Source organism: Pseudomonas sp. HY13-MNA-CIBAN-0226, from assembly GCF_040310305.1.
Taxonomy (GTDB): domain Bacteria; phylum Pseudomonadota; class Gammaproteobacteria; order Pseudomonadales; family Pseudomonadaceae; genus Aquipseudomonas; species Aquipseudomonas gregormendelii.
On the sequence record NZ_JBEOPS010000010.1, the window covers coordinates 186,727 to 204,873 of the forward strand.

Here is an 18,147-nt window from a genome sequence, read left to right on the forward strand (position 1 = left end):
AAAATCCGACTGCGCATCTGCAATGAAGGAAGAACACTGCTAGATATACACGTCACCCAATCAAGTGATATAGGAATACTCCGAAATCTCACAGCGAATCCGCAGGTACAATGACCGCCGTCATTGACTATTACGTAGCAGCCTACTCAAGAGTTTTCATGCTGCGAAACTTGCTGTTAGCGATGCCGATCCAACCACAATACGATCAACGCGCTCGCCACGAACCCGGCCAATACGCCACTGGCGTTGATCAGGACTTGTGGATAACCCAACGTGTCCACATTGATGAACGGATAGGGGTACACCGCCAACGCGTGTCCGCGAAACAGCACATACACGAAGTAAATTATCGGGTAAATCACCCACAGGCCAATGTGCCGCAGGCGCAACGTGCCCTTGGGTACGCAGAACCACCAATAGGCCAGGTACAGCAACGGCATCACGTCGTGCATCAGCTCGTCGGCCAGGAACTGCCAGCCTTCAGGGTGCCACAGATGTCGCAGCAACAGGCTGTACGCCACCCCGACCACGACGATGCTTACCATCACCCCGCTGCTCACCCACGGCTGCAGGAACCAGCGTCGCGTGGCTGATTCCCGGGAGGTCAGCTCACAGGTCAGGACCGTGGCCACCAAGGTGTTGCTCAGCACGGTGAAATAACTGAAGAAACTCACCAGCCCGCCCATCAGGCTGGCCTCAAGGGTGAAGCGCGAATAGAGAATCAGGTACAGCTGAATGCTCAACCCTGCCCAGCCGAGCACGGCTGCCACGGCGACGAAACGGCGCCTTGCCACGGCTTGGGCGAGCCTGTTCAAAGCGGTCGCTTGGTGCGCATCAACCTGATGTACAACTGCTCGACTTTTTCCCGCGCCCATGGCGTTTTACGCAGGAAGGTCAGGCTCGACTTGATGCTCGGATCGCTCTTGAAGCAGCGAATGTCGATACGCTCGGCCAGCCCCGACCATTCATAGTGCTCGACCAGGGCGTTGAGGATTTGCTCCAGGGTCACGCCGTGCAGCGGGTTGTTGTTCTGTTCGGTCATGCCGGGCCTTTGCGCGAAGAAAGAATAAAGAAGCCGCGCACCTTAGCCGAGGGCTTCGATTGGTGAAAGGGCTCAATTAACTGTAGGCCAACCAGAAAAGATCGCAGCCTTCGGCAGCTCCGGTTTTGCGCACTTGCCTGACTCGCGATGCGCCGGGTGATCGCCATCCGGGGCGTATACCGGCGCCTGGGAATATGTGAGACCGCTCCCATAGGGTGTGTTTTTGCCTGTCAATCCCTGCGGCAAGGGGTCGCACACGACTGTTACCAAATCCGAAAGGCTGCATCTCAGCAAAAGCGCTTTCTCTATTTGTAACAGAACATTATCCTTACGCCCTTCCCGGCTGAAACGCTTCTGCTGCCTGCTCCACCCTTGCGCTTTTCAGTTCATCCCCCAGAAAAAGATCAAAGAAATTTTTCCCATGCCCGATTTGCACGTTTCGCAAGACAGCGCTGTCTGTGCGCCTGTTGCCCGCCTGAAAATGCTCCACCTGATCGGCGGCTTCACCGCGATGAGCCTGGTTACCTGTGCCCAGGCCGCCCCTGCCTTCGATAGCGAATCGCCCTGGATGCTGGGTGACTGGAACGGCAGCCGCACCGAGCTTGCGGAAAAAGGCTATGACTTCAAGGTCGATTACACCGGTGAAATGGGCAGCAACCTGCACGGTGGCTACGACCACGATCGCACCGCACGCTACAGCGACCAGTTCGGTCTGGGCAGCCATCTGGACCTGCAGAAAATTCTCGGCTGGGACGCGGCCGAATTCCAGCTGACCGTCACCGAACGCAGCGGCAACAACATCAGTAATGACCGCATCAACGACCCGCGCGTCGGCGGGTTTACTTCGGCCCAGGAAGTCTGGGGACGCGGGCAGACCTGGCGCCTGACGCAAATGTGGTACCAGCAAAAATTCTTCGACCAGAAGCTCGACATCAAGGCCGGCCGCTTCGGCGAAGGCGAAGACTTCAACAGCTTCCCGTGCGACTTCCAGAACCTGGCGTTCTGCGGCTCCCAGGTCGGCAACTGGGTCGGTGGTATCTGGTACAACTGGCCGGTCAGCCAGTGGGCCCTGCGCGTCAAATATCACCTGACACCGGAGTTGTACGCGCAGGTCGGGGCGTACGAACAGAACCCGTCCAACCTGGACCGCAACAATGGCTTCAAGCTCAGTGGCAGCGGCACCCAGGGGGCGATCCTGCCGGTAGAGCTGGTGTGGTCACCCAAGGTCAAGGGCCTGCCAGGCGAGTACCGCGTCGGCTATTACTACAGCAACGCCAAGGCCACCGATGCCTACAAGGACAGCAATGGCCAGCCGGCAGCCCTGAGCGGCGAGGCCTACCGCAGCGCTTCGAGCAAACATGGCCTATGGCTAGGCGTGCAGCAGCAACTGACCAGCCGTGCCAGTGACAACTCCCGGGGGCTGAGCGTGTTCGCCAACGGCACGATGCACGACAAGAAGACCAACGCCATCGACAACTACGTCCAGGCCGGGGTCGTTTACAAGGGCCTGTTCGATGCACGGGCCAAGGACGATATCGGTTTCGCCATGGCGCGAGTGCACGTCAACCCGGCTTATCGCAAGAACGCCGAGGCGACCAACCAGGCCCGCGCCGTGTCCGACTTCGACGATCCGACCTACCTGCCGCCGCAGGACACCGAATACAGCGCCGAACTCTATTACGGCGTGCACGTCACCGACTGGCTGACCGTGCGCCCGAACCTGCAGTACATCCGCCACCCGGGTGGGGTAGACAAGGTCGATGACGCGCTGATTGGCGGGATCAAGATCCAGTCTTCGTTCTAAACAACACCCTAACCCCACTGCAGGAGCGAGCTTGCTCGCGATGGACCCGAGAACACCGCAGGGCACCAGACACCCAGCGTCATCGTTAACGACCATCGCGAGCGAGCTCGCTCCTACAGAGGGCCGTTTTTTATCTGAACCATGCCCACGCCAGATCGTCATCTACAGTGAACTTGCGCGGGACTACTTAAAACGTCACGGAGAACCACACTATGAGCACTGATGGTGCTTTGAGTCGAAGCCGTCTATTGCCGACTCTGCTCGGCATTCTGCTTTTGCTAATGGGCCTGGCCATGCTGGCCGGGGGAATCAAGCTGAGCATGCTGGGCGGCTCGCTTTACTACCTGCTGGCCGGTATTGGCCTGACGCTGACCGGCGCGCTGCTGATCGCTGCACGACGTGCTGCGCTGAGCCTGTACGCACTGGTGCTGTTCGCCAGCACCGTCTGGTCGCTGTGGGAAGTGGGCCTGGACTGGTGGCAACTGGTGCCACGCCTGGCGCTGCTGTTTGCCCTGGGCATCGCCATGTTGCTGCCGTGGTTCCGCCGTCCGATGTTGCGCGAAGGCACGGGCCCCATGACCACTGGCGTTCTGGCCGTGGCCGTGGTGATCGCCGGTGCAACCGCACTGGCCAGCCAGTTCACCAACCCGGGTGAAATCAAGGGCCAACTGGACCGCGACAGCGTGCCGGGCATGGCCAACACCGCCCCGGCCATGCCGGACGGTGACTGGAACTCCTACGGCCGTAGCGCTCACGGCGATCGCTATTCGCCATTGGCGCAGATCACCCCGGAAAATGTTCACAAACTGGTTCCGGCCTGGGAATACCGTACGGGTGACATCCCGGGGCCGAACGATCCAGGCGAGACCACTGCGGAAAACACCCCGCTGAAAGTCAACGGCATGCTGTATGTGTGCACGCCGCACAGCCAGGTGATCGCTCTTGATCCGGACACCGGCAAGGAAATCTGGCGTTTCGATCCGAAGCTCTCCACGCAGAACGCGGCGAACTTCAAGGGTTGGGCGCACATGACCTGCCGCGGCGTGTCGTATCACGACGACGCCGTCTACGCTTCCGAGCAAAGCCCGACCGGTACTGCCAGCCCGGCGCCGGCCAGCAACGCCTGCCCGCGTCGCATCTTCCTGCCAACTGCCGACACCCGCCTGATCGCCCTGAACGCCGACACCGGCAAGATGTGCGAAGACTTCGGTAACGGTGGCCAGGTCGACCTGAGCGCCAACATCGGCGGCTTCAATGCCGGCGGTTACTACTCCACCTCGCCACCCGCCGTCACCAAAGACCTGGTCGTGATTGGTGGTCACGTCACCGACAACGTTTCCACCGACGAGCCAAGCGGCGTGATTCGCGCGTTCGACGTGCACACCGGCAAGCTGGTGTGGAACTGGGACAGCGGCAAACCCGACGACACCACACCGATTGCCGAAGGCCAGGTCTACACCCGCAACTCGCCAAACATGTGGTCGATGTTCGCGGTCGACGAAAAACTCGGCATGCTCTACCTGCCAATGGGCAACCAGACCCCGGACCAATTCGGTGGCGATCGTACTCCTGAGTCGGAACTGCACGCTGCCGGCCTGACCGCACTGGATATCGCCACTGGCCAGGTGCGCTGGCACATGCAGTTCACCCACCATGACCTGTGGGACATGGACGTCGGTGGCCAGCCTACCCTGATGGACCTGAAAACCGCTGATGGCGTCAAGCCAGCGGTGCTCGCCTCCACCAAGCAGGGCAGCATCTACGTACTGGACCGCAGCACTGGCAAGCCGATCGTGCCGATCAACGAAGTGCCGGTACCGCAAGGCGCTGTTGCAGGTGACCACACCTCGCCGACCCAGCCCAAATCCGACCTGAACCTCATGCCACCACCGCTTCAGGAGCGTGACATGTGGGGCGTGACCCCGTTCGATCAACTGATCTGCCGGATCGATTTCAAATCCATGCGCTACGACGGCCCGTTCACGCCGCCATCGCTGCAGGGTTCGATCGTGTATCCAGGCAACTTCGGCGTGTTCGACTGGGGCGGTATCTCGGTTGACCCGGTGCGCCAGATCGCCTTCGTGAACCCAAGCTACATGGCGTTCAAATCGAAAATGATCCCGGCCGCCGAAATCGCTGCCCAAGGCCCGCGTAAAAGCGAAACCGAAGGCGTGCAGCCAAACAAAGGCGCGCCATACGGCGTCGTCCTCGAAGCCCTGCTGTCGCCAATGGGCCTGCCGTGCCAGGCACCGGCCTGGGGCTACGTGGCAGCGATCGACCTGACCACCTCGAAAGTCCTGTGGAAGCACAAGAACGGCACCGTGCGTGACAGCTCGCCAGTACCGATCCCGCTGAGCATGGGCGTTCCGAGCCTGGGCGGGACCTTCGTCACCGCCGGTGGCGTGGGCTTCCTGAGCGGCACCCTCGACCAGTACCTGCGTGCCTACGACGTGAAGAACGGCAAGCAGCTGTGGGAAGGCCGCCTGCCTGCCGGCGCGCAAACCACGCCGATGACCTACACCGGCAAGGACGGCAAGCAGTACGTGCTGGTCATGGCCGGCGGTCATGGCTCGCTGGGCACCAAGCAGGGTGACTACGTAATTGCTTATAAACTGTCCGAGTAAGTATTAGCGGCGGTTAAACGAAAGGCGACCCCTGTGAGGGGGTCGCCTTTTTTGTGCCCCGGGATTTTGTCCGGCATTCGAAGACTCCATGCTGTCAAAACACTGAACACATACCCTGAAATATCCCTCGCCATTGAAACCACCCCCCACCTGCCCCATCTAAGACCCATATCCCATTGCGCAGGTGCCCCATGAGCGACCAGCAAGAATTCCCCGAAGACCCCAGCGAGTACGCGGACCCCGAGAACGCCGAGCACCACTCCACCGGCAAAGGCCTCGCACTCCCCGGCCAGAACCTGCCGGACAAGGTCTACATCATCCCGATCCACAACCGCCCCTTCTTCCCGGCCCAGGTACTCCCGGTCATCGTCAATGAAGAACCCTGGGCGGAAACCCTGGATCTGGTCAGCAAATCCGAGCATCACTCCCTGGCCCTGTTCTACATGGACACGCCCCAGGAAGACCCGCGCCATTTCGACACCTCGGCGCTGCCGCTCTACGGCACGCTGGTCAAGGTGCATCACGCCAGCCGCGAAAACGGCAAACTGCAGTTCGTCGCCCAGGGCCTGACCCGCGTGCGCATTCGCACCTGGCTCAAGCACCACCGCCCGCCTTATCTGGTGGAAGTCGAATACCCGCACCAACCCACCGAGCCGACCGACGAGGTCAAGGCCTATGGGATGGCGCTGATCAACGCGATCAAGGAACTGTTGCCGCTCAACCCGCTGTACAGCGAAGAGCTGAAGAACTACCTCAATCGCTTCAGCCCCAACGATCCATCCCCCCTGACCGACTTCGCCGCCGCCCTCACTTCCGCCACCGGCAACGAGCTGCAGGAAGTGCTCGACTGTGTGCCGATGCTCAAGCGCATGGAAAAAGTCCTGCCCATGCTGCGCAAGGAAGTCGAAGTCGCGCGCCTGCAGAAAGAAATCTCCGCCGAGGTGAACCGCAAGATTGGCGAACACCAGCGCGAGTTCTTCCTCAAGGAGCAGTTGAAGGTCATCCAGCAGGAGCTGGGCCTGACCAAGGACGACCGTAGCGCCGACATCGAACAGTTCGAACAGCGCCTGGAAGGCAAGGTACTCTCGGCTCAGGCGCAGAAGCGCATTGCCGAAGAAATCAACAAGCTGTCGATTCTCGAAACCGGCTCGCCGGAGTATGCGGTCACCCGCAACTACCTCGACTGGGCGACCTCGGTGCCTTGGGGCGTCTACGGCAAGGACAAACTGGACCTCAGGCACGCCCGCAAGGTGCTGGACAAACACCACGCCGGCCTGGACGACATCAAGGACCGCATCCTCGAATTCCTCGCCGTGGGTGCCTATAAAGGCGAAATCAGTGGCTCCATTGTGCTGCTGGTCGGCCCGCCCGGTGTGGGCAAGACCAGTGTCGGCAAATCCATCGCCGAGTCCCTGGGTCGTCCGTTCTATCGCTTCAGCCTCGGCGGCATGCGCGACGAAGCCGAGATCAAGGGCCACCGGCGCACCTACATCGGCGCACAACCGGGCAAGCTGGTGCAGGCGCTCAAAGACGTCGAAGTGATGAACCCGGTGATCATGCTCGACGAGATCGACAAGATGGGCCAGAGCTACCAGGGCGACCCGGCCTCGGCGCTGCTGGAAACCCTGGACCCGGAACAGAACGTCGAATTCCTCGACCATTACCTGGACTTGCGCATGGACCTGTCCAAAGTCCTGTTCGTGTGCACCGCCAACACCCTGGATTCAATTCCCGGCCCGCTGCTGGACCGGATGGAAGTGATTCGCCTGTCGGGCTACATCACCGAAGAAAAAATCGCCATCGCCAAGCGTCACCTGTGGCCCAAGCAGCTGGAAAAAGCCGGCGTCTCCAAGGGCAGCCTGTCGATCAGCGACAGCGCGCTGAAAGCGTTGATCGATGGCTACGCCCGTGAAGCCGGGGTGCGCCAGTTGGAAAAACAACTGGGCAAACTGGTGCGCAAGGCGGTGGTGAAGCTGATCGACGAACCCAAAGCGGTGATCAAGCTCGGCCCGAAAGACCTCGAAGCCTCCCTCGGTCACCCGGTGTTCCGCAACGAGCAAGTGCTCTCCGGTACGGGTGTCATTACCGGTCTTGCCTGGACCAGCATGGGCGGTGCGACCTTGCCGATCGAAGCAACCCGCATCCATACGCTCAACCGTGGCTTCAAGCTCACCGGTCAACTGGGCGATGTGATGAAAGAATCGGCAGAGATTGCCTACAGCTACGTGAGCTCGAACCTGAAGTCTTTCGGCGGCGATCCGAAGTTCTTCGACGAAGCCTTTGTGCACCTGCACGTTCCAGAGGGCGCCACGCCCAAGGACGGCCCGAGCGCGGGTGTCACCATGGCCAGCGCCCTGCTGTCCCTGGCGCGCAACCAGCCGCCGAAAAAAGGCGTGGCAATGACCGGTGAACTGACCTTGACCGGGCACGTGCTGCCCATTGGCGGGGTGCGCGAGAAAGTGATTGCGGCGCGTCGGCAGAAGATTTTCGAATTGATCTTGCCGGAGCCCAATCGCGGGAGCTTTGAGGAGTTGCCGGAGTACCTGAAGGAAGGGATCACCGTGCACTTTGCCAAGCGTTTTGCGGATGTGGCGAAGATATTGTTCTGATCGCGCCTGCAATACCGTTCGCGAGCAAGCTCGCTCCCACAGGGATTGCGACAAACCTGTGGGAGCGAGCTTGCTCGCGATAGCGTCGGCAGTGACGCCACCCTCTTCCTGGTCGCCTCCGAGCGACTGTCACACTCTGTCTCATCTTCAGTTATGCTCGCCGTTCGTCGTCACCGCCGGAGCCGTTGAGCCCATGTCCCCGATTCGCCTGCTTGTTCCCATGAGCCTCGCTCTGCTTGCCGCCTGCTCCTCGCAACCGGGTCAGAACCTGACCGTGGAAAAACAGAGCCAATGCCCGGCCAAGCTGCATAACGGGCAGAACCTGATTGTGACGCTGCCCAGCAACCCGACCACGGGCTACCGCTGGGCGATTCAGGACTCGGCTGGCGGCGTGCTGCACGCCCTCGGCCCCGAGGTGTACAGCAACCCTGAAGACGCCGGCATCGTCGGCTCCGCAGGGATTTCGACCTGGCGCTTCCAGGCCTTCGCCACCGGCACCGGACGCCTGCGCCTGACCTCCCAGCAACCCTGGGCACCTGAGGTGTTGCCGGTAGACACCTTCGACTGCGCGATCTCGGTGAACTGACCATGGGCTGGCTGATTCTGGCGCTGATGGGCGCGGTGACGTTCCTGTACGGCCTCAGCGTGCATGCCACGCTGCTGTGTCTGCTGGTCAAGCCATTGCCAATACTGGCCCTGCTCGGCTGGTTGCATGATGCGCCGCCCAGTGAATATCGCCGCTGGATCAGCCTCGGCCTGATTTTCTCCCTGCTGGGCGATGTGTTGCTGGCGTGGCCGATGGATTTGTTCGTTTTTGGTCTCGGGGCCTTTCTGGTCGCGCATCTGGCGTACTTGAAGGCGTATCTGAGTGATTGCCGCCGGTTGGCGGTAATGCCGCTGATCCTGGCCCTGGTTGTCGGTGCCCTGTTATTGGGGATTCTGATTGCCAGTGGTTTGGGGCCTTTGCTGATCCCGGTGATTGTCTACGGCCTGGCGATCAGCACGATGCTCTGGCGCGCATTGGCCCGCCTGGGCACCGATGTGCCGCAACGTTCGGCCATGCTGGCGGCGGCCGGCGCAGTGGCCTTCGTGTTTTCCGACAGCGTGATCGGCATCAGTCGCTTCGTGATGCCGTTCGAGGCGGCGCCGTATGTGATCATCCTGAGCTATTGGCTGGGGCAGTGGGGGATTGCGGCTTCGGCGTTCGCCACCGAACCGCGCCGCGCCTGAGAAAAAAATCGTCCGCACGCGACCCGAGCCTGCGGCAGCGCCTGCAGGGGATCGCGTTGCAAGGTAAGAGCTGCCAGGCTGCGATCTTTTGATTTACGGTTTATCAGACAACCCGCGCATCAGCGCGCCAAGTTGGCTAAAATGCCGGCCTTTTCCACCCATGCCGCTGGAACCGCCGTGAGCAAAGAACCCGATCGCCTTTTCGCCCAGCCGTTGGCCCAGGTGCCTGACTTCGCCTTCAACGAGGATGTGGTGCGGGTCTTCCCGGACATGATCAAGCGCTCGGTGCCGGGTTACCCAACCATCGTCGAGAATCTCGGGGTGCTCGCCGCGCAGTTTGCCCAGCCCGACAGCGTGCTCTATGACCTGGGCTCGTCCCTCGGTGCCGTGACCCAGGCGTTGCGCCGGCACGTGCGCACGGACGGCTGCCGCGTGATCGCTGTGGATAACTCGGTGGCCATGGTTGAACGCTGCCGCGAATACCTCAACGGCCAGGACTCGATGTTTCAGGAGTTGTTGCCGGTGGAGGTGATCGAAGGCGACATCCTGGCGCTCGAGTTCCAGCCGGCCTCGGTGGTGGCGCTTAACTTCACCCTGCAATTCATCGCCCCGGAGCAGCGCACCGCGCTGCTCGCGCGTATCCGCCAGGCTCTGGTTCCGGGAGGCGCGCTGATTCTGTCGGAAAAACTGCGCTTCAACGATCCTGAAGAACATGCGCTGCTCACCGACCTGCACGTCGCCTTCAAGCGCGCCAACGGCTACAGCGAGCTGGAGATTGCCCAGAAGCGCAGCGCCATCGAAAACGTCATGAAGCCCGACAGCCTCGAAGAACACCGGGAGCGCCTGCTCGCGGCCGGGTTCTCGAAAGTCGTGCCGTGGTTCCAGTGTCTTAACTTTGCCTCGTTGATTGCCTTGCCATGATTGATTTGTCTCCCCTCGCCCGCCGTCTCGCTGGCACCCCGCTGGCCGATTGGGCCAACACGCTGCAAGCCCAGCTCGACAAGAAAATGGAAAAAGGCCATGGCGATCTGGAGCGTTGGCAAAGCGCGCTGGACGCCTTGCCGAAGATCCAGCCGAGTGAAGTCGATTTGCTCAACGGCCTGACCCTGGACACCGATTGCGACGACGACACCCGCGCGCAGATGCGCACGGCGCTGATGGGTTTGTCACCGTGGCGCAAGGGGCCGTTCGATTTGTTCGGCGTGCACGTCGACACCGAGTGGCGCTCGGACTGGAAGTGGTCGCGGGTTGCGCCGCATCTGGATTTGAAGGGCAAACGCATCCTCGATGTCGGCTGCGGCAATGGCTACTACATGTGGCGCATGCTCGGTGCCGGTGCCGACAGTGTGATTGGCGTTGATCCGAACTGGCTGTTCTTCTGCCAGTTCCAGGCCGTGCAGCGTTACCTGTCCGAACCGAATGCCTGGCACCTGCCGTTTCCGTTCGAAGACCTGCCGCCGAACATGGAAGGCTTCGACACGGTGTTTTCGATGGGCGTGTTCTACCACCGCCGTTCGCCGATCGAGCATTTGCTGGCGCTGAAGGATTGCCTGGTCAAGGGTGGCGAACTGGTGCTGGAGACGCTGGTGATCGAAGGCGATCAGCAGCAGGTGCTGGTACCCGAAGACCGTTACGCACAGATGCGCAATGTATGGTTCCTGCCGTCGGTTCCGGCGCTTATGCTCTGGTTGCGCCGCGCCGGTTTCACCGAAGTGAAGTGCGTGGATGTGAGCGTGACCACTGTCGAGGAACAGCGCGGGACGCAGTGGATGAAGTATCAGTCGTTGAACGATTTCCTTGATCCAGAGGATCACAGCAAGACGATCGAAGGCCTGCCGGCGCCGATGCGTGCCGTCATCGTAGCCCGCAAATAAACTTCCCCCTGTAGGAGCGAGCTTGCTCGCGATGAACTCGAGAGCGCCGTGGGGAATCAGGCTCCCAGCGTTTTCGTTGACGACCATCGCGAGCAAGCTCGCTCCTACAAGGGGATTGGTGATTAGGGTTTGGCCCGGCGCGCCTTGAAGAACTCGCTCAGCACTGCGCCACACTCCTGGGCCAAAACCCCGCCTTCAAACACCACCCGGTGATTCAAAAAACCCTGGGTAAAGAACTGCCCCTGGCTCTGCACAATCCCCGCCTTGGGCTCCAGGGCGCCGTACACCACCCGCGCAATCCGCGAATGCACGATCAACCCCGCGCACATGCTGCATGGTTCAAGGGTTACGTAGAGCGTGCTGCCGGGCAGGCGGTAGTTGCTGGCGGCCAATGCCGCAGCGCGGATCGCGACCATCTCGGCATGGGCGCTGGGGTCGTTGCCGCTGATCGGGCAATTGAAGCCACGACCGATGATTTCTCCATCCTGCACCAGCACCGCACCGACGGGCACCTCTCCCAATGCCGCGCCTTGGGCCGCGAGGGCCAGCGCCTCGCGCATGAAATCCTGGTCACGGCTGCGATCGATGATCGCAGCAGGGCGAATCTGCCGCATCACGCCACCTCGATGGCGGCCATCAGGCCGGTTTCCATGTGGTCGATCACATGACAATGAAACATCCACACGCCGGGATTATCCGCCACCAGGGCGACCTGTGCGCGCTCGTTCTTGCCCAGCAGGTAGGTGTCCGTGAAGTACGGAATGACCTTGTGACGGTTTGAGGCAATCACTTTGAAGCTCATGCCGTGCAAGTGGATCGGGTGCTGATACTGGGTCATGTTTTTCAGTTCGAAGATGTAGCTCTTGCCCTTTTCGAGCTTGGCAATCGGCCGGTCGGCGCAGGTTTTATCGGTGATGTCCCAGGCCTGGCCATTGATCTGCCAAAGGCTGGGCGGCTTGCCGTTATCGACGTTGACCGACACCGAGCCCACCCATTCGAAATTGAAGTTGAGTTTCTCGGCATTGGCCAGGTCCGGCTCGGCCACCGGGTTGGGCGGCAGTGCGGGGGGCCATTGGCTCGGCGCGTCGGTGTTGGCCACCGAGCGCAAGGTCCCCAGGCGGACCGGGCCGTTGCGCAGGGATAACTCTTCACCCGCGGCAGGCGCCTTGATCGCCAGGCAAATGCGCATGCCCGGGCCGAGCCAGTACTCCTTGCCCAGCGGGCGCGGTTCGATAGGGTTGCCATCCAGCGCGTAGATCTGCGCTTCAACGCCGGGAATGTTCAGTCGATAGGTCAGGGTGTTGTCGAGGTTGAGCAGGCGCACGCGGGTGATCTGCCCGGCGGGCAAATCGATCACCGCCTGGGACACTCCGTTGATGGTCGACAAGCGCCCTGCGGTGCCACCCCGGGCCGCTTCGCGAGGGATGCTGAACGCAACGAACGCGCCCTCTTCATCGACGTGCCAGCTCTTCAGGCTCAAGGTCTTTTCATATTTGAAACCGGTAGGCTCGCGCTCTTCCACAATCAGCGGACCGACCAGGCCACGGCCAAGTTCTTCGCTGCTGTTTACGTGGGGGTGATACCAATAGCTGCCGGCATCGGGGACACGAAACTTGTAGTCGAAATACTCACCCGGCAGAACCGGGAGCTGCGACACATAGGGCACGCCGTCCATCTCCAGCGGCAGGCGGATGCCGTGCCAGTGAATAGTCGTGGCGACCGGCAGGTGGTTGATGAAACGCACTCGCAGCCATTCGCCCTGGCGCACGCGCAACTCGGTGCCCGGCGCCGAAGGGCCGAACGCCCAGGCTTGGGTGGTGTGCCCAGGGACCAGTTCGACGTCCAGTGGCGCCGCGATCAATTCGTAGTCATGACCCGCGTCGGCGTCAGCCATCTTGCCCAGCCAGTACCGCGAGGCGCCACCCGCTCCGAGACCAACGACAACAAGACCGGACAGGCCACCGAGAATTTGGCGACGGGTAAAGGACATGAACTCAGCTACCTCACTTATCTGCACCGGCCCGGGGGCCGGTAAAAGGCGAATACGATACACCTGCAGTTGAGAAACAGTAAGGGCGGCGCGGCGGATGGCCGCAGCCGGAGGCGGGCCTAGCCGAAAAAGATCTTTGCCTCTCCAAGATCCCTGCGCGGTCAGTTTGCGCCGGCATCTCTTTTTGGAACGCCAATGGTTTTGCGTTCACCCGTTGCGGAGACTTCGTACACGTTCATGACCCAGGTGTCGGCGATCACGGTTTCAACCACATAATTCCTCTTGGCTTGCGGCGTGAATTGCTGCGCAACAGGCTGCTCCTTGTCGAACGGCGTAGGCATGGGAATACCGTTAAAGGTAAACGGTTTGTCCTTGACCTCCCCTTGCACGTACATAGTTTTGTCCGCCTCGACCAGCTTACTGATGCTGTCAGTACCACCTGCGATTTTCTTCAGATAAGCCGGTACACGCTTGAAGTAAGCAGAGTCATAAACCCGTTCACCCGCGCTCACAAATCCAGCATTGGCATACCCGTAGGTATAACTGACAGGACGATCACCCTCGCCGCCTATTGTACGGAAAGTCACGCTTGCTTGATGGTCATTCATGGCCAGTGGAACTACCGGCTCTGAAGTAAGGTCACCCGACTCACGGCTGCTGCAGCCCGTCATGATAAGAGCGAAAGTGATTGCTAACGGAAACGCCAAAGAAATTTTCATTCAATCCCTGAACCGTCTAAAAGAAGGACTGTATGGAGCCATTTGCAGAGTAAAAGTTCCTTGTACTCTATCGGTGCTGCTGTGGAATTGACCGCTCTGTCGATACCACACTGACCTTATAATATTTACTCAAGATCCAATGACCGACGTACTGGACGGCGATAAAACAGCGCACAGCTGCTATGACGATGGCAGGACCGCTTGCAAGCCCTTCTGGAGAGATTCACCCTACGGCGTCTCACATTAACCCGAGTCAAACCATAAGGAAGAACGCCATGTTTACCAGGAACCTGCTGTTGAGTTTTTGCGCTGCGTTACTGGTTGGCTGCACGGGAAGGGGCTTTCAACCGCCTCCCCCGGAATTTACCAATTGGAAAAAAAGCGGGGTCTCGCAAGAGGGTGTTAAAAGCGCTATGACCGCATGCGGCTATACCAACCTGACAGGGACGGGGGACACGACGCCGATTGACCAGGTACTCACGCAGTTTTATTGCATGAAAGACTCCGGTTTCAAGCGCACAGATAACATTGACCTGTGCAAGGAAGGCCGCATCGGAGAATCACCGGTGTGCGAAGGCCGCCGGTAACCCATCAGCAAAAGAAAGCAGGTAATGAACGATCTGCGCAACGGACTGTACGGCACCACACTGGTGTAACCTGCCGAGGCCTCCATTGGCAATGGTGCACTATGACATATGATGAGTAGATACTTTCCTTGCTGTCGCACCGGCCTCTCTAAAGCCTGGATGGTGACGATCAGCGCGCTTCTCATCGCCTGCCAATCGCCGCGCGAGGCACTGCAACAACTGGCTGATGAGCACGGCCGACAATTGGAGGTCCTGCCGGGACACGCCTTCCCCCTCTTGTTACTTGCGCCGCAAACTGCAGAAAAGATGACTCGCCTGCGTGTCTACCTGGAAGGCGATGGCCATTCCTGGGCGACGGCCACTCAACCCAGCCTGGATCCGAGCCCACACAATCTGTTAGTGCCACGGTTGGCGGTCGATGATCCGACACCGAATACGTACCTGGCACGCCCCTGCCAGTTCGTCATGGCCGCAGCCTGTCAATCAGCACTCTGGACCAATCGACGATTTTCTCAGGAAGTGGTCACCCGCCTCAGCCAGGCGCTGGATCAATTAAAACAGCGATATGGCAATAGGGAGTTCGAACTAGTGGGGTATTCAGGTGGCGCCGCTCTCGCATTATTGTTAGCGGCGCAGCGCAATGATGTTACCCAGGTGCAAACCCTTGCTGGCAATCTCAGTCCACGTCTGTGGGCGAAGATGAAAGGACTGTCGCCACTCAACGGTTCACTGGATCCGCTGGACTATCGTAATCGACTCGCCCTATTACCCCAGCGTCATCTCATCGCAGAAGCAGACCTGATTATTCCAGGTAGTTTAGCTGACAGGTACCAACAGGCGCTTGGCTCGCCGCTCTCCCAGTGCGTCCATGTACTAAGAGTAAGCCATGATAAGGGGTGGGAAGCGACATGGAGCCGATGGGCTAACACTCCGTTGGCACATTAAAATCATGAAACTCAGGGTGGGCAGGTTCGTTTAAAACATCCGAATCCTATCCCCCTGGGGCCTGACCCGGGCGCGACCGCAACTGCGACCCTAAAGTTCCATTTATTGCTGAATAACCCCGAAAAGCCTAAACAAACAACTGTAGCGTCACATTTTTTAGCTATTTTCTCGTCATTTGTTCTTTTTTTGATGAATTATCCTACAAGCATCGTGTAAATTTGAGCGCGCTTGAATCAGCACTTCACTGACAAGCTGGCAGGGATGCCTAAAACAGACGCTGACGCGTGGGTTGTTCCCTGCCGGTTTCTGCCCTGTAAGGATACTGCCTTGAACATTTCCCACCTGCGCCGCTCGTTGTTGGCGCTGTCCGTCGCGACTACTACTGCCACGGTCCATGCCGCACCCGCACCCGACTTCAACCACGACCTGAGCACAGGGGCATACAGCAGCTCCGGTGATGTTTTCAATAACGCCACCTTCACCGGGACGTCGCAAAACGCAGGTGTAGAGCTGATCAACGTGACCCTGGCGGGTAACCTGGTCAACCAGGGCAAAATTAACCTGACGGCTGCGAACCCCACCGACTTCCCGTCCGGTATCGCCATGACCCTCAATTCCAACGTCGGTGGCGACCTGATAAACAATGGCGACATTACGGTGAGCGGCAACGCCGTCGTCGGCCTGGACCTGTATCTGGCGAAGATCGCAGGTGAAGTGAACAACAACGGCAACATCACTGTGGCTGGCGAACAAGCCGAAGGCATGCTGATAACCTCGACCCAGGCGCGCATCAATAACTCGGGCACTATCACCGCGCGCGGCATCGACTCTGTGGGTATCGACATCGAAGAGGCACGCTTTACCGGTCAGATGACAGGCGCTCCCTTCCAGAGCGATATCAACAACAGCGGGACTATCTCCGCTGACGGGGTCGGTATCCGCTTTCGCAGTCTTGACACCTCCGGCGGTTTCAACACCCTATCCATCAGGCAGACAGGCGGCCTGATCGAAGGCGGCACTGCAGCAATTCTGGCGGACGACAATGCCTCCCCTTCGTATTTCTACTGGCAAGGTGGCCAGGTCAAGGGTGACCTGCTGGGCCTGAGTGGTGTACTGGTACAAGGGGACGCGATGTTCGATGGCTCGACCATCCGCGCCGGTTTCGTCGATATCGACGGTGGCCGCCTGACGCTGCTTCGCCCGCAGACTACGATCGTGGGCGACCTCGACATGGACAGCGAAACAGCGCGCCTGCGCCTGCTGCTGGATAACAACACACTGCCCAATACGCCGATCCTGAAAGTCACCGGTAATACTTTCTTCTCTCCAGGTAGCCAGATCGAACTGCAGGCTCGAACCGACGACTTCCGCACGTCAGCCCAGGGCACGCGCTACACCCTCATCAACTCTGGCACTTGGGAAGACCCGCAGAATCTGTCCGTGGTTTCCTCATCGGCGCTGCTTGAGGTGAGGAACTTCGGCATTGAAGGCCAGGACGTGAAAGCACTGGTTGCCACCCGCAGTGATGAGGTGATCACGGAAGACCTGCAGGGTGCCAGTGGTTCGGGCAACGCGGTAAACGCCATCAAGCCGGTCAAGAACACGGTCATGGGCCAGATGGACGAAAGCGACCCGGTATTCCAGAGTTTCGCCAACGCAGCCACCAGTGAAGACCTGGCCAAACTTGCCGAAACTCTGACCCCGGACGTCAGCCGTGGAGTCATCAACGCCGCCACCAACAGCCAGAACCTGGTCGCAAGTGCCATCAACCGCCGCGCCAGCAAAGCGCGTAGCGGTCTGTCCTCCGGTGACGTCTTGGCAGAACAAGGCGTATGGATGCAAGCACTGTCCAGCGATGCCAACCAGGACACCCGCCATGGTGTCGACGGCTACGACGCAAATACCAACGGCATCGCCGTGGGTGCCGACGGCAAGCTCAACGCCGATACCACGGTGGGCCTGGCTTACAGCTACCTGACCAGCGACGTCAAATCCGATCTGGGCAAAAAAACCGACGTCAGCGGCCATGCACTGACGCTGTACGGCAACTGGGCTCGTGACAACTTCTTTGTCGACACCTCGCTGATGTATGGCTGGAACGACAACGAGTCCAAACGCTACATCGCCGGTACCCGCGCCAAAGCCGACTACGACAGTGAGATCTTCGGCGTCAACGCACTGGCTGGCTATACTTTCCAGCTCGACAAGCAGTGGCTGCTGGAACCACAGATCGGTGCGCGCTATGCCAACGTATCGATGGATTCGTACCGTGAAAAAGGTAGCTCAGCCGCCCTCGACGTCGGCAGCCAGCGCTATGAAATCGGCGAAATGGGCCTGGGTGCCCGTCTGGCAGCTGCTTTTGACGTAGGTGTGGGCAGCCTGGAACCGCAAGCCAAGCTGATGGCCTGGCACGATTTCATCGGCGACAAGGCCGCCACCACCTCCACTTTCGTGCTCGGCGGTACCCCGTTCACCACCACAGGCGCGACACCGGCGCGCGACAGCTATGAGCTGGGAGTGGGCGCGAACTACCGCGTGGGTGCGTGGAGTGTGGGAGGAACGTACAACTACCTGACCAGCAGTGGTTTCGACGCCGACACCTTCACTGCGAACGTGCGTTACGACTTCTGATCAACGTCTTCGCCTGAAACAACAAAGCCCGCATTGGCGGGCTTTGTTGTTTCAGGCTGATGCACAAAGCTGCCAGAATTTGCCAGACCCAA

The 18,147-nt window shown here is 59.9% G+C and carries 15 protein-coding genes; 10 read left to right on the top strand and 5 right to left on the bottom strand.

From position 1 onward, the window contains the following. Positions 1–176: 176 nt before the first annotated feature. The gene (locus tag AAEZ05_RS13390) at positions 177–815 is read right to left on the bottom strand and encodes a Pr6Pr family membrane protein (RefSeq protein WP_045058040.1); all 639 of its coding nucleotides are present in this window, start codon (positions 813–815) and stop codon (positions 177–179) included. Then, positions 812–1,042 (bottom strand): VF530 family protein, encoded by a 231-nt coding sequence (locus AAEZ05_RS13395; RefSeq protein ID WP_045058041.1) that lies wholly within the window; start codon positions 1,040–1,042, stop codon positions 812–814. The genes AAEZ05_RS13390 and AAEZ05_RS13395 overlap by 4 nt, the downstream gene beginning before the upstream one ends. Positions 1,043–1,463: 421 nt before the next feature. Between AAEZ05_RS13395 and AAEZ05_RS13400 the strand changes: the two genes are divergently transcribed. The 7 genes from AAEZ05_RS13400 to cmoB all read left to right on the top strand — a co-directional run bounded on the left by AAEZ05_RS13400 (position 1,464) and on the right by cmoB (position 11,183). Next, positions 1,464–2,846 carry a carbohydrate porin gene (locus AAEZ05_RS13400; RefSeq protein WP_045058042.1) on the top strand — a complete coding sequence of 461 codons (1,383 nt, stop codon included), beginning with the start codon at positions 1,464–1,466 and terminating at the stop codon, positions 2,844–2,846. 212 nt (positions 2,847–3,058) lie between these two features. Next, on the top strand, positions 3,059–5,470 hold the full coding sequence (locus AAEZ05_RS13405; protein ID WP_350647726.1) for a glucose/quinate/shikimate family membrane-bound PQQ-dependent dehydrogenase: 2,412 nt from the start codon (positions 3,059–3,061) through the stop codon (positions 5,468–5,470). A gap of 191 nt (positions 5,471–5,661) precedes the next feature. Then, a complete protein-coding gene (gene lon, locus AAEZ05_RS13410; protein ID WP_045058044.1) occupies positions 5,662–8,079 on the top strand; it encodes an endopeptidase La in 2,418 nt (805 codons plus the stop codon). Between the two features lie 193 nt (positions 8,080–8,272). After that, a complete protein-coding gene (locus AAEZ05_RS13415) occupies positions 8,273–8,665 on the top strand; it encodes a protease inhibitor I42 family protein (protein ID WP_045058045.1) in 393 nt (130 codons plus the stop codon). Between the two features lie 2 nt (positions 8,666–8,667). Further along, a complete protein-coding gene (locus AAEZ05_RS13420) occupies positions 8,668–9,309 on the top strand; it encodes a lysoplasmalogenase (protein WP_045058046.1) in 642 nt (213 codons plus the stop codon). Between the two features lie 141 nt (positions 9,310–9,450). Next, entirely contained in the window at positions 9,451–10,230 is a 780-nt protein-coding gene (cmoA, locus tag AAEZ05_RS13425) for a carboxy-S-adenosyl-L-methionine synthase CmoA (protein ID WP_177328525.1), read from the top strand. Further along, on the top strand, positions 10,227–11,183 hold the full coding sequence (cmoB, locus tag AAEZ05_RS13430) for a tRNA 5-methoxyuridine(34)/uridine 5-oxyacetic acid(34) synthase CmoB (protein ID WP_045058047.1): 957 nt from the start codon (positions 10,227–10,229) through the stop codon (positions 11,181–11,183). The genes cmoA and cmoB overlap by 4 nt, the downstream gene beginning before the upstream one ends. Before the next feature lie 122 nt (positions 11,184–11,305). Here the strand turns inward: cmoB and tadA are convergent, their stop codons facing one another. From tadA to AAEZ05_RS13445, 3 genes are all read right to left on the bottom strand, one after another. Beyond that, complete coding sequence (gene tadA, locus AAEZ05_RS13435) at positions 11,306–11,797, bottom strand: tRNA adenosine(34) deaminase TadA (RefSeq protein ID WP_045058048.1); 492 nt, start codon at positions 11,795–11,797, stop codon at positions 11,306–11,308. Further along, positions 11,797–13,173: a multicopper oxidase family protein gene (locus AAEZ05_RS13440; protein WP_045058049.1), complete on the bottom strand. Its 1,377-nt coding sequence runs from the start codon at positions 13,171–13,173 to the stop codon at positions 11,797–11,799. The genes tadA and AAEZ05_RS13440 overlap by 1 nt, the downstream gene beginning before the upstream one ends. 161 nt (positions 13,174–13,334) lie before the next feature. Next, complete coding sequence (locus tag AAEZ05_RS13445) at positions 13,335–13,892, bottom strand: hypothetical protein (RefSeq protein WP_225569511.1); 558 nt, start codon at positions 13,890–13,892, stop codon at positions 13,335–13,337. A gap of 275 nt (positions 13,893–14,167) precedes the next feature. Here AAEZ05_RS13445 and AAEZ05_RS13450 point away from each other — a divergent pair, with 275 nt between their 5' ends. From AAEZ05_RS13450 to AAEZ05_RS13460, 3 genes are all read left to right on the top strand, one after another. Then, complete coding sequence (locus AAEZ05_RS13450) at positions 14,168–14,479, top strand: hypothetical protein (protein WP_045058051.1); 312 nt, start codon at positions 14,168–14,170, stop codon at positions 14,477–14,479. Between the two features lie 108 nt (positions 14,480–14,587). Further along, on the top strand, positions 14,588–15,424 hold the full coding sequence (locus AAEZ05_RS13455; protein ID WP_082069120.1) for an alpha/beta hydrolase: 837 nt from the start codon (positions 14,588–14,590) through the stop codon (positions 15,422–15,424). A 327-nt stretch (positions 15,425–15,751) separates the two neighbouring features. Next, positions 15,752–18,055 carry an autotransporter family protein gene (locus tag AAEZ05_RS13460; RefSeq protein WP_045058052.1) on the top strand — a complete coding sequence of 768 codons (2,304 nt, stop codon included), beginning with the start codon at positions 15,752–15,754 and terminating at the stop codon, positions 18,053–18,055. Positions 18,056–18,147 lie beyond the last annotated feature (92 nt).

Bases quoted from the DNA above. Each gene is read 5' to 3' on its own strand.
- AAEZ05_RS13440 (WP_045058049.1), bottom strand. From the start codon at position 13,173: ATGTCCTTTACCCGTCGCCAAATTCTCGGTGGCCTGTCCGGTCTTGTT.
- lon (WP_045058044.1), top strand. From the start codon at position 5,662: ATGAGCGACCAGCAAGAATTCCCCGAAGACCCCAGCGAGTACGCGGAC.
- AAEZ05_RS13400 (WP_045058042.1), top strand. From the start codon at position 1,464: ATGCCCGATTTGCACGTTTCGCAAGACAGCGCTGTCTGTGCGCCTGTT.
- AAEZ05_RS13405 (WP_350647726.1), top strand. From the start codon at position 3,059: ATGAGCACTGATGGTGCTTTGAGTCGAAGCCGTCTATTGCCGACTCTG.
- AAEZ05_RS13395 (WP_045058041.1), bottom strand. From the start codon at position 1,042: ATGACCGAACAGAACAACAACCCGCTGCACGGCGTGACCCTGGAGCAA.
- tadA (WP_045058048.1), bottom strand. From the start codon at position 11,797: ATGCGGCAGATTCGCCCTGCTGCGATCATCGATCGCAGCCGTGACCAG.
- cmoA (WP_177328525.1), top strand. From the start codon at position 9,451: ATGCCGGCCTTTTCCACCCATGCCGCTGGAACCGCCGTGAGCAAAGAA.
- AAEZ05_RS13415 (WP_045058045.1), top strand. From the start codon at position 8,273: ATGTCCCCGATTCGCCTGCTTGTTCCCATGAGCCTCGCTCTGCTTGCC.
- cmoB (WP_045058047.1), top strand. From the start codon at position 10,227: ATGATTGATTTGTCTCCCCTCGCCCGCCGTCTCGCTGGCACCCCGCTG.
- AAEZ05_RS13445 (WP_225569511.1), bottom strand. From the start codon at position 13,892: ATGAAAATTTCTTTGGCGTTTCCGTTAGCAATCACTTTCGCTCTTATC.
- AAEZ05_RS13455 (WP_082069120.1), top strand. From the start codon at position 14,588: ATGATGAGTAGATACTTTCCTTGCTGTCGCACCGGCCTCTCTAAAGCC.
- AAEZ05_RS13450 (WP_045058051.1), top strand. From the start codon at position 14,168: ATGTTTACCAGGAACCTGCTGTTGAGTTTTTGCGCTGCGTTACTGGTT.
- AAEZ05_RS13420 (WP_045058046.1), top strand. From the start codon at position 8,668: ATGGGCTGGCTGATTCTGGCGCTGATGGGCGCGGTGACGTTCCTGTAC.